This window comes from Shewanella sp. SP2S2-4, from assembly GCF_031932025.1.
In the GTDB taxonomy this organism is placed as follows: Bacteria; Pseudomonadota; Gammaproteobacteria; order Enterobacterales; family Shewanellaceae; genus Shewanella; species Shewanella baltica.
Genome location: NZ_JAUOER010000009.1, coordinates 106,557 through 120,103, shown reverse-complemented (window position 1 = coordinate 120,103; position 13,547 = coordinate 106,557). Strand labels below are relative to the sequence as shown.

Annotated in this window: 9 protein-coding genes; 4 read left to right on the top strand and 5 right to left on the bottom strand. The window is 44.8% G+C overall.

The window, feature by feature from the left end; translation table 11 throughout:
• Nucleotides 1-112 precede the first annotated feature (112 nt).
• Together Q4Q54_RS09490 and Q4Q54_RS09485 are read left to right on the top strand one after the other, a co-directional pair.
• A complete protein-coding gene (locus tag Q4Q54_RS09490; protein WP_311988302.1) occupies nt 113-1,291 on the top strand; it encodes a monodechloroaminopyrrolnitrin synthase PrnB family protein in 1,179 nt (392 codons plus the stop codon).
• A gap of 4 nt (nt 1,292-1,295) precedes the next feature.
• Nucleotides 1,296-2,417: an aminotransferase class V-fold PLP-dependent enzyme gene (locus Q4Q54_RS09485; RefSeq protein WP_311988301.1), complete on the top strand. Its 1,122-nt coding sequence runs from the start codon at nt 1,296-1,298 to the stop codon at nt 2,415-2,417.
• Between the two features lie 179 nt (nt 2,418-2,596).
• On the opposite strand, the gene Q4Q54_RS09480 is transcribed toward Q4Q54_RS09485, so the two are convergent.
• Nucleotides 2,597-2,854 carry a YceK/YidQ family lipoprotein gene (locus Q4Q54_RS09480; protein ID WP_311988334.1) on the bottom strand — a complete coding sequence of 86 codons (258 nt, stop codon included), beginning with the start codon at nt 2,852-2,854 and terminating at the stop codon, nt 2,597-2,599.
• Between the two features lie 557 nt (nt 2,855-3,411).
• Here Q4Q54_RS09480 and Q4Q54_RS09475 point away from each other — a divergent pair.
• A complete protein-coding gene (locus Q4Q54_RS09475) occupies nt 3,412-4,284 on the top strand; it encodes a hypothetical protein (RefSeq protein ID WP_311988300.1) in 873 nt (290 codons plus the stop codon).
• 324 nt (nt 4,285-4,608) lie between these two features.
• On the opposite strand, the gene glnA is transcribed toward Q4Q54_RS09475, so the two are convergent.
• Nucleotides 4,609-6,018, bottom strand: coding sequence for a glutamate--ammonia ligase (gene glnA, locus Q4Q54_RS09470; RefSeq protein ID WP_106648392.1), 1,410 nt, complete (start codon nt 6,016-6,018; stop codon nt 4,609-4,611).
• Nucleotides 6,019-7,041: 1,023 nt separating this feature from the next.
• Here glnA and typA point away from each other — a divergent pair.
• Nucleotides 7,042-8,853, top strand: coding sequence for a translational GTPase TypA (gene typA / locus Q4Q54_RS09465; protein ID WP_106651716.1), 1,812 nt, complete (start codon nt 7,042-7,044; stop codon nt 8,851-8,853).
• Nucleotides 8,854-9,435: 582 nt separating this feature from the next.
• On the opposite strand, the gene Q4Q54_RS09460 is transcribed toward typA, so the two are convergent.
• The 3 genes from Q4Q54_RS09460 to Q4Q54_RS09450 all read right to left on the bottom strand — a co-directional run bounded on the left by Q4Q54_RS09460 (nt 9,436) and on the right by Q4Q54_RS09450 (nt 13,547).
• Nucleotides 9,436-11,328: an LTA synthase family protein gene (locus Q4Q54_RS09460; protein WP_311988299.1), complete on the bottom strand. Its 1,893-nt coding sequence runs from the start codon at nt 11,326-11,328 to the stop codon at nt 9,436-9,438.
• A gap of 84 nt (nt 11,329-11,412) precedes the next feature.
• On the bottom strand, nt 11,413-12,627 hold the full coding sequence (locus tag Q4Q54_RS09455; RefSeq protein ID WP_311988298.1) for a 4Fe-4S binding protein: 1,215 nt from the start codon (nt 12,625-12,627) through the stop codon (nt 11,413-11,415).
• Between the two features lie 266 nt (nt 12,628-12,893).
• Complete coding sequence (locus Q4Q54_RS09450; protein WP_311988297.1) at nt 12,894-13,547, bottom strand: DUF2959 domain-containing protein; 654 nt, start codon at nt 13,545-13,547, stop codon at nt 12,894-12,896.

Sequence of the window (13,547 nt, the reverse complement as noted above, 5' to 3'; positions counted from 1 at the left end):
CTAGAAACGCATGGCGATAAGTTGCATTCTGGTTAACGAGTTTTACGGAAAGGGCTAAGACTTAGCGCTCGCTCCGTTTACAAGAACGATAACAATACTCAAGGATAAGCCCGTGAAACCTGCCACCTTTAATACCGAAGCCTTCGATGATTGGATCCGCAGTCGCTTTGTGGAACTCAACTCAGAGCTAGAACAGCTTTATTATCAACAAGCGGACCGGGCCAATGTGCTCGATATTGGCGCAGAAGCTAAGTTGGCGCTAGAGAGCGAAGGCCGAGGATTGATTAAGGCCTTGCTCGATGAGGGCAATACCGACGAAGGGTTCGACAGTGCCTTTGATTTACTCGGTAACGTGGGCCTATACATGGCAGCTTGTCGACGCCATGAAATTACTGAGCCCTCACGGGAAACCACCTCACCATTAGCCGAAGCCTCCGCGCTAGCCATGCACATTGGCGCTTCAATAGGTGTCACGCCGCGCTTTGCCACCGCGCATTTAACTACCCATAATCGTGCCCACAATGGCATTTATAAGCGCTTTACCGATCTGAGCGCCGAAAAGCTGTTTGTGGATTACAACACTAAAGGCATTTTGGCCTATAAACGCGCTGCCGATGCGTTATTGAAAATCCAGCCTTTGGGCATTTCCCATCCTATTAGTCACGATTTACTGCGAGTCGCCAAACAGGCATTGCAGGATGTGATTGAGTCGAACACTCAATTATTCAATCGATTAGATACGGATCGTTTCTTTTACTGTGTTCGCCCTTACTACAAACCTTATCGGGTGGGCTCGGTTATTTATCGCGGCGCCAATGCGGGGGATTTCGCTGGGATTAATGTGATCGATTTAACACTAGGTCTTTGTTTCGCTAATGAAGCTTCCTATTCACAAATGCTGGTGGACAAGTTTTTGTACATGATGCCAGAGGATCAACAGATATTGCGTGAATGCATGCGTCGGCCGAATTTGATGGATGACTTCCTGCAGGCAAAAGACAGGGCAAATCAAACTTGGTATCAAGAAAATTTGCGACTCTTTATTGAAGTCTGCGAATTACATGGCGAGACTGCGATTCAGCACCATAATGAGTTAGTGACTAAATATATTGCCGAGCCTTCGACAACGATGGAGCAGCAGCATTTAGCTAAGGTCACCGCCAGTGGTCCGCCACTGCATGTGCTACTCGGTTCATTGGAGCGACTCAGAGATAGGCGTGCCGCCGCTCAGCGCAGCGACATCCGGACGCGTTATGATGAGATTAAGAAACTGAAAGAGAGTTTGAGATAACACTATGTTTGCAGACTATAAAAAGGACTTTTACCTCGCGGGTCCAGGATATCTATTGAACCATTCCGTCGGTCGACCGTTAAAATCGACCGAACAGGTTTTCAAAGAAGCCTTTTTTGCGCCTTGGCAGGAGTCGGGGCGCGAACCTTGGGGTCAGTGGCTGAGTGTGATTGATGATTTTACTTTCGCCTTATCTAAACTGTTTAACGGCCACCAAAAGGACTTTTGCCCTCAGGTTAATCTCTCCAGTGCGCTGACTAAAATCGTCATGTCACTCGAGCGATTAAATCGCGAACACGCCGTTGTGTTAATGAGTGAGATTGATTTCCCCAGCATGGGTTTCGCCCTTAAAAAAGCACTGCCAGCCAGCTGCGAAGTACGTTTCATCCCTAAGGGGCTCGATGTCACTGACCCTAATGTGTGGGACGCGCATATCAGTCGTGATGTGGATCTGGTGTTTGTTAGTCATGCTTACTCGAATACTGGGCAGCAAGCGCCATTAGCCAATATTTTCACCATAGCCCGTGAGCGAGGCTGTTTGAGCTTAGTGGATGTTGCGCAATCGGCGGGGATTATTCCGCTAGATCTCGCGCGCCTACAACCTGACTTTTTAATCGGGTCGAGTGTTAAATGGCTTTGCGGCGGCCCTGGTGCAGCCTATCTTTGGATTAACCCTGCCATTTTGGAGCGTTGCCAACCTAAGGATGTGGGGTGGTTTAGCCATGAGAATCCGTTCGAATTTGATATCCACGACTTTCGTTATCAGCACTCCGCAATGCGCTTCTGGGGTGGAACACCTTCAATCGCCCCCTATGCCATTGCCGCTCACAGTATTCATTACCTGGCGGGTTTAGGTGTCCCCTTGCTGCGTAAATGTAATCAGCAGTTGATTGATGCTGTGGCGCAGGAGCTTGAGCATGAGTTTGTATCGCCACGTGATGTTGAGAAGCGCAGCGGTACACTGATTCTACAGTTTGGTGAGCAACAACATAAAATCATGACGGCATTAGCAAACGCGAATATTAGCGTCGATGCTCGCAGCATGGGGATCCGGATTTCGCCGCATATCTACAACGATATGGCCGATATCAAGCTGTTACTTGATGTGATAAAAGCAAATCGCTAACTTAAATGATTTAAAATGGCTTACTAGGCTAGGTTGTACTACGTAACTGCAACTAACAAGGCATAACTAACAAGACACAACACTCAGGGAGGCAAACCGCGACATGGTCGTTCCCGTATGTCGGCGTTAACTCACCGTCACACAGGCAACTTAAGGTTATTTATTGGGGGCGATCATGCTTAAATCTTATGGTCATAGCGGCAGACCATAGGTCGCGGGGTGTGGAGCTTGGGATCGCTGGGCGTGATCGCTAAATCTGCAGGTAGCATAACAGTATCGATGATCAACGCACTGCTCATATCAACAAGTGTCAGCGGGATGGTAAAGAGCAGCAAGGGCGGGGCCGCCAACGCGGAGATAATCATACACTCCTCGCCATTATCAACAGCCGTTTGCACACTTGAGAAAGAATGACCCCAAGTTGAATCTTCTCCCATCCTCGACGTTATCGTTGCACATCCCGTGAGAGAAAAGCACACGAGCAACCAAGTCAACCAACGCATAACCACTCCATTGTTTATATGTGAAAAACTGCATTGCTTCGGTATGATCTACTCACTTGATCAACTGAGAGCGTTAGTGATGTGGAACCAGATCAGGTTTCATTTGACGCCAACCTGTTCTGTTTCAACAGCTTGGCATTCTAACTATATGATTATATCTGTCAATTATTCATCAACAGAAACGAGATACAACCAAGCTCAATAACCTAGTTGTTAACGGCGACTCTTGTTTTGGATAAGTATTAATCATGGAGGTTTGTATGCCGTGCCTTCGCAGAACTCTGATGAGTTTTGAACATACTCTTTAAAATCAGTCTCCACTTCCCTCACTGGCCATCTAGCTACTTTTATTACTTTCCTTAAAACTGTTTCAGTAAATATTCGCTTGAGGGTAGGCCGAGAGCATATTATGTTGCTGATTTAAAATGGATGACTGGATTTACGCTTGGCGATGCCCACGCTACAAGTAGAGTCTACCGAGAGGTAACAGGATGAACAATAAAGCAGCGCCGCAGCAGTCGGCGTCGACAGAGCAAGAGACACAACCGTTGGACGACAGTCGGTATGAAGACCTGCCGCGCAGTGAGTACCTGCAATTAACCCAAGAGGAGCAAGACCGGCTCTATCAACTGCGCCAACAGCGGGTACGCGAGGCGCCCACCCTCTATGAGTGGGATATTAAGGTAGCGACTGTGTATGGCATAGGGTGGATCATGGTCCTTATTCCGTGCGGGATTACGGCTCTAGTTGGGTTGGTGACATACTGGTATGGATTTGAACAATGGTATTATTTTCTCATCATAGTGATGATTTTTGGGCCATTTATGCGCTACCTCTGGTTGGCCGACAAACAGTACCATTATCGGCTCGCCACCGAGGGTTTAGTTACTACCTATCATGACGCGATTCCGGATGCAGCTTACGCGGTAGTGCGGGGGCTGGCTTGGTTTGGGGTGGTAGTTTGTATTGTCGGGGTGGCTTTTTTAGGTCCCGCAGCGCTGATTGGTGCAGGAGGAATGGCTCTGGGGGCATTTTTCTTCACCGGTTTTAAAAATGTAGAAACAACTTATGAGAGCCCTATAAAAAATGGGCATCGTCATTTGATTAAGGTAACGCGGAATCGTCCATTTATTGCCTGCCAATCGGATGTACGAACAATGGGCTTACGTGCAAGTATTCGTCTTCATTGCCCATTGGATAAGATGCACATTATCTTGTCATTACTTATGACGCAGTTACCTGATTCTGAAATCCGTGTATTTAAAAATGAGCGGGTGTTAGATGGCGTACCATTCGCGTCATTTGAGTCAGGCGAACCTGCTCAACTGGCAGATTTTTCCCCTGACAATAACCTGCCTAGTTGAATAAAGCGTGGACACTTAACAATAATGGCGCGGTAGTTAACTTCCTACTATATAGGTGGTTTTTCTGCTGCATCCTCGTTTAGTTTAGATCGGTTTTTAACCATCTATCTCTATTATTGCTGTTGCCGCGGTGTCTGGGTGCCTTCTCTGAATGATAAAAGAGCGGTTGGCGATGATGCCTATTTAGAGAGCAACGCGATGATTGAATCAGAATAAAAGTTGTATATACCTTCAAAATACAAAAAGCCCCGATAGCGTTGCTATCGGGGCTTTTATATTTCTGTATCAATTACATAAAGCGAGCCGGTTGTATAGCGCTAGCCATTACAGGCTGTAGTACATTTCAAACTCAAGTGGGTGAGTTGTACGTGCTACACGCTCAGCTTCAGCTGTTTTCAGTACGATATAAGATTGGATGAAATCTTCACTGAACACGCCGCCTTTAGTCAGGAACTCATGGTCAGCTTGCAGGTTTTCAAGGGCGTTTTCTAATGACGTTGCCACTTGTGGGATTTCAGCCGCTTCTTCTGGAGGCAGATCGTACAGATCTTTGTCCATCGCCTCACCTGGGTGGATCTTGTTTTGGATACCGTCAAGACCCGCCATCAGCAGCGCTGCGAAACCTAAGTATGGGTTGGCATGTGGATCAGGGAAACGTGCTTCGATACGACGGCCTTTAGGGCTTGGTACCACTGGAATACGGATTGATGCAGAGCGGTTACGGGCAGAGTAGGCCAACATAACAGGTGCTTCAAAGTGTGGCACTAAACGCTTGTAAGAGTTAGTGCTTGGGTTAGTGAAAGCGTTCAGCGCGCGAGCGTGCTTGATGATACCACCTATGTAGTACAGCGCCGTTTCACTTAAACCTGCGTATTTGTCGCCAGCGAACAAGTTAACACCGTCTTTCGCGAGAGACTGGTGAACGTGCATGCCGCTACCATTGTCACCAACGATAGGTTTAGGCATGAAAGTCGCCGTCTTGCCGTAAGCGTGTGCCATGTTGTGCACTACGTACTTCAGAATTTGGATTTCATCCGCTTTCTTAGTCAAAGTATTGAAGCGAGTAGCGATTTCGTTTTGACCTGCAGTCGCCACTTCGTGGTGATGCGCTTCAACCACTTGGCCCATTTCTTCGAGCACTAAACACATAGCGCTACGTAGGTCTTGTGATGAGTCAACCGGTGCAACTGGGAAGTAACCGCCTTTAACAAATGGACGGTGACCAGTGTTGCCGCCCTCGTAGCTAGTCGCTGAGTTCCATGCCGCTTCTTTAGCGTCGATCTTAACGAAACAACCTGACATGTCAGTACCGAAACGGACATCGTCAAATAGGAAGAATTCTGGTTCTGGGCCAATCAAAACAGTATCAGCGATACCAGTAGAGATTAGGTAAGCTTCTGCTTTTTTAGCAATTGAACGTGGGTCACGGTCATAGCCCGTCATTGTACCGGGTTCAAGAATGTCACAACGAATAAGCGCTGTGGTTTCTTCGGTGAAAGGATCCAGTACGAATGTCGTTGGATCTGGCATCAGTACCATGTCTGATTCGTTAATGCCCTTCCAACCTGCGATAGAAGAACCGTCAAACATTTTGCCGTCTTCGAAGAAATCAGCATCTACCTGATGAGAAGGAATAGATACGTGCTGCTCTTTACCTTTAGTGTCGGTAAAACGTAAATCAACGAACTTAACTTCTAATTCTTCAAGTTGCTTTAAAACTGATTCAACTGACATTCTCAAGCCTCCGGTAGGGTAAAGGGATGCCCCTTCTATAATCTTTTAACTCAAGTTATTTATCTTGAGCCAAACTTACGAGCGATAAAGCGATATCCATGCCAATAATTTAACTAGCTGATTAACATGGTTTAAAACCTTTTCTGCACTTAATTGGATTCGTGTTTGCACCACTATGGTGCTTTTAGCTGTGGCATTTTGGTGCATCAATCCATTTTGGTGCGCACTGAATTGATTCATGCAAACCTAGGCTTGGACCCAAAGTAATAACATGCACTGCTTATGTGGCAGTGAGATGGCAGTGACGCCTTGGCTCACATTAGTCGCATAAGGACAGCAGCACTGAATCTAGCACATCTTTTCAGCACAGAACGGGACTGTTTCTCTGGGCTATTTCGCCGCCGCATAATTGTCATAAAACCACGCTAGTCTGTCCAACTATGCCACGCATTCTCAATCCAATAGTGGTTTATTATCATATTATTAGGAAAGAGTTCGTTCTCATGTGCGAAATGTCTTTGCTGTTCACAGACCAAGTGAATCAATGATGCGTAATAAAGGTATAGCGTGACAATGAAGTGAGTCTTAAAGACATTCAGTTTTCGCGGTCGTAAACGCCAATATGAATGCTAAGTTAAATGTACGCTAGAATTTATTGCTGTTTCTCGGCGAGATGATTTCATCGCGGTGACATCAATTTTAATTGATGTTTAAATCAGCAGAAATGGTTTGTATCTTGAGTATGAAAAATAGCAAATTCAGCTGCTTAACTCTAATTTTTCCTACGAATATGGCAATTGAACAGTGCTTTAACTGTGGCGGTAGAGGATTTCACTCAATGGAATATTGGCAGGAATTACCCAAGGATTGGCGGATTGTTTTATAAGTGTTCAAAAATAATCCTGTGCGCCAAGGCCGCTCTGGAGTAGAATGGCACGCTTTTTATTGTGGCGGATCGAGCTAGATCGCCATAACGAATTACTGAAATATCCCTATTTTTGTTTGATGGTAAGAGGTTTATCCGTGCTAGAGAATTTACGTAACATCGCCATTATTGCACACGTTGACCATGGCAAAACGACCCTGGTAGACAAGTTGCTGTCACAGTCAGGCACCCTTGCAACCCGAGGAGAAGCCACTGAGCGGGTGATGGACTCCAACGATCTTGAAAAGGAACGTGGGATCACGATTCTGGCAAAGAATACTGCCATCAAGTGGAACGACTACCGTATTAACATCGTTGATACCCCTGGCCACGCCGATTTCGGTGGTGAGGTTGAGCGTGTTCTGTCTATGGTTGACTCAGTATTATTGCTAGTTGATGCCGTTGACGGTCCAATGCCACAAACTCGCTTCGTAACGAAGAAAGCGTTTGCTCAAGGCTTAAAGCCAATCGTTGTTATCAACAAAATTGACCGTCCAGGCGCGCGCCCTGATTGGGTTATCGACCAAGTATTCGACCTGTTCGATAACTTAGGTGCAACTGACGAGCAGTTAGATTTCCCAATCGTTTACGCTTCAGCGTTAAACGGTTTTGCAACTTTAGATCCAGATGTTGCAAGTGAAGACATGACGCCGCTGTTCCAAACTATCGTTGAAAAAGTATCATTCCCTGATGCTGACTCAGAAGGTAGTTTCCAGATGCAAATTTCGCAGCTGGATTACAACTCATACGTGGGTGTTATCGGTATCGGCCGTATCAAGCGTGGTAGCATCAAAACTAACCAACAAGTTACTATTGTTGGTGCTGATGGCAAAACCCGTAACGGTAAAATGGGCCAAGTATTAGGTTACATGGGTCTAGAGCGTACTGAAGTTGAAGTTGCTAACGCAGGCGATATCGTTGCTATCACTGGTTTAGGTGAGTTGAAAATTTCTGACACTGTCTGTGCTGCTGGCGCTGTAGAAGCGTTACCGCCATTATCAGTTGATGAACCAACTCTGACCATGACGTTCCAAGTCAACACTTCACCTTTTGCGGGTAAAGAAGGTAAGTATGTGACTTCACGTAATATTCTTGAGCGTTTACAACAAGAATTGGTCCACAACGTGGCACTGCGTGTTGAAGAAACTGAAAGTCCAGATCGCTTCCGCGTATCAGGCCGTGGTGAATTGCATTTATCAATCCTGATTGAAAACATGCGTCGTGAAGGTTATGAGTTAGCTGTATCACGTCCAGAAGTTATTCTGAAAACCATCGACGGTGAATTGTGTGAGCCATTCGAAACGTTAACTGTTGACGTTGAAGAAGAAGATCAAGGCACAGTGATCGAGAAGTTAGGTACCCGTAAAGCTGAAATGAAAGACATGCAGCTTGATGGTAAAGGTCGTGTACGTATCGACTTTATTATCCCAAGCCGCGGTTTAATCGGTTTCCAAACTGAATTCTTAACAGCGACTTCTGGTACAGGTCTAATTTACCACTCGTTCGACCATTACGGTCCACACAAAGGTGGCGATATCGGTCAACGCGCTAACGGCGTATTGATTTCTAACGCGACAGGTAAAGCTCTGACATTCGCACTGTTTGGTCTACAAGACCGCGGCCGTCTCTTTATTGGCCACGCTGCTGAAGTGTACGAAGGCCAAGTTGTTGGTATCCATGCTCGCTCAAACGATCTGACAGTTAACTGTCTGAAAGGTAAGCAGCTGACCAACATGCGTGCTTCAGGTACTGACGAAGCGCAAGTGCTGACTACGCCAATCACAATGACACTTGAGCAAGCGCTTGAGTTCATCGATGATGACGAATTGGTTGAAGTAACACCTAAGAGCATCCGTGTTCGTAAGAGACACTTGACTGAAAACGATCGTAAGCGCTTTAACCGCGGTTAATGCCAGCCTGTTGATTCAGGTGGCACACCCTTAAGGTGAGTCAATCGGTTTAAAAAGCCCTGCATAGGAAACTATGCGGGGCTTTTTGTTGGGGCTGATTTGGTCATGGGTATGCCGGCGATTAATTCAAACTGCTGAATCTTGAGATCTTGTATTACTCCTTATCGATTCTCCATACGCAATTGCGGCAAGATTTTGTAAGGAGAGATCTAACATTTAGTATGGTTCCGCTTAGGTCTTGTGCAAATTCATTGTCGAGTGAACAGCAGGCATTTTTCCCTGTCAGTAACTTCCTGGTTAGCTGATAAAGTTCTTACTAAAGCGACGGGTTAGCCTGTCATCGCGGAAGGAATAAATTTTAATATATTCGTCAAAAAGTGAACGGATCAGTTGCTGTCGGTCTGGCTGTATAGGGTTAGCTATAAAACCATTTATCTGATATTCGCATAGGAATAGTATCAGCGATAAGATTGAGTGATTTACTAACTGTAATCAATATTCTGGTGTATACATTAAAAACTGCAGATAGTGATATAAACCATTATCTGCAGTGTGCTTCGTTAGATTGGCAGTGCTTTGATGCTATTTAACCCAAGTATTGTTCAAAACTGCTTGCTGTGAGAGTTGAAATTCAAGCTTTAGCTGTTCTGCATACTTAGGTGCCTGATTCTCAATAAAGTCTACACTTTCATTCTCAGATATGATTTTATCTCCAGCGATTAAAAAACTACCTGAGTTGGTAAATGCGCCAAGCAAGTCGCCTTTTACTACAATACTATAGGGTTTTCGTTCCCTATAAAGAGAGCGACCAACTGATGCAAACTCGTCATTAAATCCGAGCAAATCAAAAGCGGTAGGTAAAATATCTAATTGGCTTGCGAGTATTTTATGTCGTTTAGGGGGAATATTTTGCCCAGGACGATAAATCCATAACGGAATATGGAATGCGCTTTCTAAGCCCGGCGTTTTCGTTTTGAACAAAGTGTGATCTGCCAAAATCATAAAGGTTGTATTTTCGTACCAGTCCTGTTTTGATGCTTCCGCAAAAAATGCTTTAAGAGATTCATCTGTATATCTAACAGTATTCAAAAAATCGGTGAATGTATCTTGTCCATATGGATAAACCTGTAAATGCTTCGGTGTTTCTACATATGGCATATGGGTGGTACCTGTAAACGAAAAACTAATAAATGGCTTAGTTTTTTCGTTTGCTAATTCGAGTGTTTTCATCAACATCTCATAATCCCAACCAAACTGTGCGCCATCAGGATCGGGGTAGTCAGTTCGTGTTATTGGGATATCACTACGTCCAAGATATTGCTGAAAACCAGCATAGTTGGCTATCGAATCTAAACGAATCGAGTCACGTTTTGAGCTTTGCAGCATTTGGGTTTGGTAGCCATGAGCTTGAGCAATATTACCTATTTTTGTAAGGCGTGATAATTCCAGTCCTCCTCCGATATAACCAACACTCTCAAGGGGAGGTATGCCAAACAAGCTCGCTTGAACACCTAAGTTACTGCGTTGAGCAACAGCATAAAAATTATCATAAACCTCAGCTTTTTTTGACAGTTCATCTAAAAATGGTGTGACTTTATAGTCCGAACCCGATAATCCATCTATATAAGCATAACTTAACGCTTCTACCAAAATGATAACTAAATTTCGGCCATTGGGTGTATTCTCTGAGAACTGGCTTACGTATGGATATTTATATGCTTCATCTTCTGTCTTATTCAGCTGTTGTTTAAGCTCTTCGGAATTAAAGAATTTATAATCAGTACGCTTGAAGTTTTGAGTAGTACCTTTACCACCTGTATAAATACCATTTAAAATTAAATTAGCTTGCTGCTCACTTTGGTTTTTATATGCATCGATAATGCCAAGTGGCTTTCCATGCAAGTTTAATCCTCGTAGAAATAATATCAGGATAGGGATCGCAATAACAAAAACGCCAATTTGTGATGCTAGAGTCTTATGGTTTTTATTGTGGTAGAAAAATAGTTGGTATTTTTTCACCAGCAAAATAATTATTATGGCTATAGTAGCAACGCTAAATATCGTTAACGCGAAATGATCTTTCATTAAAAATGGTAATACAAAAGATGTTTCAGTCATTAACAATGGTAGATCGCTAAATGTGTGTCTATTTACTACACCAAAATAAATAAAATCTCCAATAAGTGCGAGTGTAGATAGCAATAGCATTATTAAACCAAGCTTCAAACCCATATCTTTTATGAAACAAGTAATGCGGCCACTTCCTGGTACTAATATTAGCAATGTAGGTATGATCATGACATAAGCAGTAGTCATGATATCAAAGCGAAATGATGTAAATATCACCGTGAGTAAATCGAATGTTTCTTTATAATAATCGTGATACACAATGTAATTCGCAATGCGAGAGCAATTTAATATGAATAGCATGGAAATATATAGAAACAACACGCTGCGAAATTTACTCTGTTTCATACGATAAATTTTTTCAATGACTGTTTAAGGAGGTGCATAATAACACACCAACTTAGACTAGTTCAAAAGCAAACCTATACTCAGTTAATGCCCCACTCTATCTATTACTTGGATCAGTTCCATGCGGATATTGTCGGGTGTTTGGCTGTGCCAGAAGCCAGCTAAGTAAGCGCCAAGCGGCAGCATAAATAAGGCGATGAGCACTAATGCGAGTAATCCCTTATGGCCGAGTCTGTGGCCAGATTTAAGCCCTAGACCAAGGGCGGCTGATTTTGGACAAGCGGCGACGCAGCGCATACAGGCCTGGCATTCATCACTGCGCACCGTAGTCTTAGTGTGCACTATGATGTTTGCTGGGCAGGCGCGGGTGCACTTATCGCATTTCATCCCTTTTGCCTCGATAAGGCAATGCTGAGTATCACGGCGGATTTTTAATGGGCTCGCAAAGCTTAAGATCCCGAGCATGGCACCATAAGGGCACAAGTAACGGCAGAATCCCTGACGGCGCCATGCGGCTAAGGCAAGGATCAGCGCAAACACAAACAGGGTAATCAGGCTCGGCGTCAGAAAGAACAGTGCCATTTTTAAGTCGGCAATCTTGTGATAATTACCTTCGAGATAATAAGGAATCGACTCACTTGGCATGCCAATCACTATGTAGCAAAGGCCAAGCAGCAATAAATACTTGAGCATTCGCAGTGGCCAATCGAGCCAAGCGGGTGGTGTTAGTTCTGATTTAATAAAGCGTTTTCTAACAGCATACAAATATTCCCCTGCCAAACCTAATGGGCAAGCCCAACCACAAAATGCCCGCTTACAAAGTAATCCTGTGAGCAATACCGCCGCTAACATCACCGCGGCTGCAGGATGGGTTTGATCCCACAAATTTAGACTGACAATGGCCTTCAGTTCAATGCCGCCGGCAATCGGCAGGAAAGCATCGACCACATCGGGGCGCATTAGCCAAGGTGTAATTCCTTGCTTAAGCAATACGGTATTGATTGTGTATTGCACGGCAACCAGTAAAAGCGATAGCGCTAAGACATGTTGAGTGCCTTCCCGCAGAGTATTGTTCTTAATCTCACCTTTGAAGGAGTCAGGTGCAAATTTATGTCCTACTAACGCTAAAGGTAGCGCAATAATCAGTCCGAGTGCTAAAGGCCAGTAAAGGCTGATCGCGACGGCGCTGACACTGAGTAACAGTGTTACGACAGCACCCCATTTCTGGCCGCTCCAATAGCTCAGTGAGGCGAGATACATGAGTGCCAACATCAGAGTAAGTGATTCGATAAAAGTCATAGTGATGAATACAGCAAATGAGTAACGAGTACAGTGTCTGAGTGATGAGCTGATGATAAGTTTTTGAGTACTAAATGAAATTGTGCGGCAGGTCTAAGATTGGTGCTATCAATCCACTAAAGCGCGCCATAGCTCACAAAGCCAAGTGTTTTGGGCTTGCACAAATAAAGTATGGCTTGCAGGGACAGCGGACGAGGTCACACAAAGCATAAAAAGCCCCAGCACTTTATTGTGCTAGGGCTTAGGAGTTAAGTAGCAGCTTTGGTTCAACTTTTTGATTTTTCGAGTGACTCGATAAACTTGTTCGACTCATTAATCGATTTGTTCATCTCTTTAATCAGGCCCGAAATATCGGTTTGCAGACTGGCAAATTCGCCTTTGATCGCACCAATGGCTTGGGCGTTCAGGTTATGCTTGAGATACAGCATATTGTCTTTCATGGCGGTGAGGATAGGCGGCATTTTTGATTCGGCGCGGTGCATGCTTTTGATCAATTGTTCGTAGGCGCGTCGCGTTTCTTTGAGCTTAGCTTCACTGTTACGGCGCAGGCTGGCTTTGCTGATCTCGCCAATTTCATCTTGCCACTCATCGAATAACGCTTCGGCCACATCTTCAACTTTCTTGATGCGGTTGCTGACGTTGTCTGCGGCGCTTTGGGCTGACTCGTATTCATCCTTGGCCTTGTTATAGGCTTTTTCTAGGCTGCCGCCATCGTGATTGAGCAGGGCTTGCATTTCTTCGAGGGCCGAGCTGAACTCTTTTTGGGCGTCCTCTTGGGATTCTTTCGCGTCTTTAACTCTGTCGACCATAATATCGCGTTTATGGTAACCGACCTTTTCCATCGCACCGTAATAGGCACTTTGGCAACCACTGAGCAGGAGGCTTGCGGCAATCAGGCCTGAAGTTATCAGTCTTTTCAT

What these genes read in the sequence shown, in the direction of transcription:
- glnA (WP_106648392.1), bottom strand. Translation starts at nt 6,018, where the DNA reads ATGTCAGTTGAATCAGTTTTAAAGCAACTTGAAGAATTAGAAGTTAAG.
- Q4Q54_RS09460 (WP_311988299.1), bottom strand. Translation starts at nt 11,328, where the DNA reads ATGAAACAGAGTAAATTTCGCAGCGTGTTGTTTCTATATATTTCCATG.
- Q4Q54_RS09450 (WP_311988297.1), bottom strand. Translation starts at nt 13,547, where the DNA reads ATGAAAAGACTGATAACTTCAGGCCTGATTGCCGCAAGCCTCCTGCTC.
- Q4Q54_RS09475 (WP_311988300.1), top strand. Translation starts at nt 3,412, where the DNA reads ATGAACAATAAAGCAGCGCCGCAGCAGTCGGCGTCGACAGAGCAAGAG.
- Q4Q54_RS09455 (WP_311988298.1), bottom strand. Translation starts at nt 12,627, where the DNA reads ATGACTTTTATCGAATCACTTACTCTGATGTTGGCACTCATGTATCTC.
- Q4Q54_RS09485 (WP_311988301.1), top strand. Translation starts at nt 1,296, where the DNA reads ATGTTTGCAGACTATAAAAAGGACTTTTACCTCGCGGGTCCAGGATAT.
- Q4Q54_RS09480 (WP_311988334.1), bottom strand. Translation starts at nt 2,854, where the DNA reads ATGGGAGAAGATTCAACTTGGGGTCATTCTTTCTCAAGTGTGCAAACG.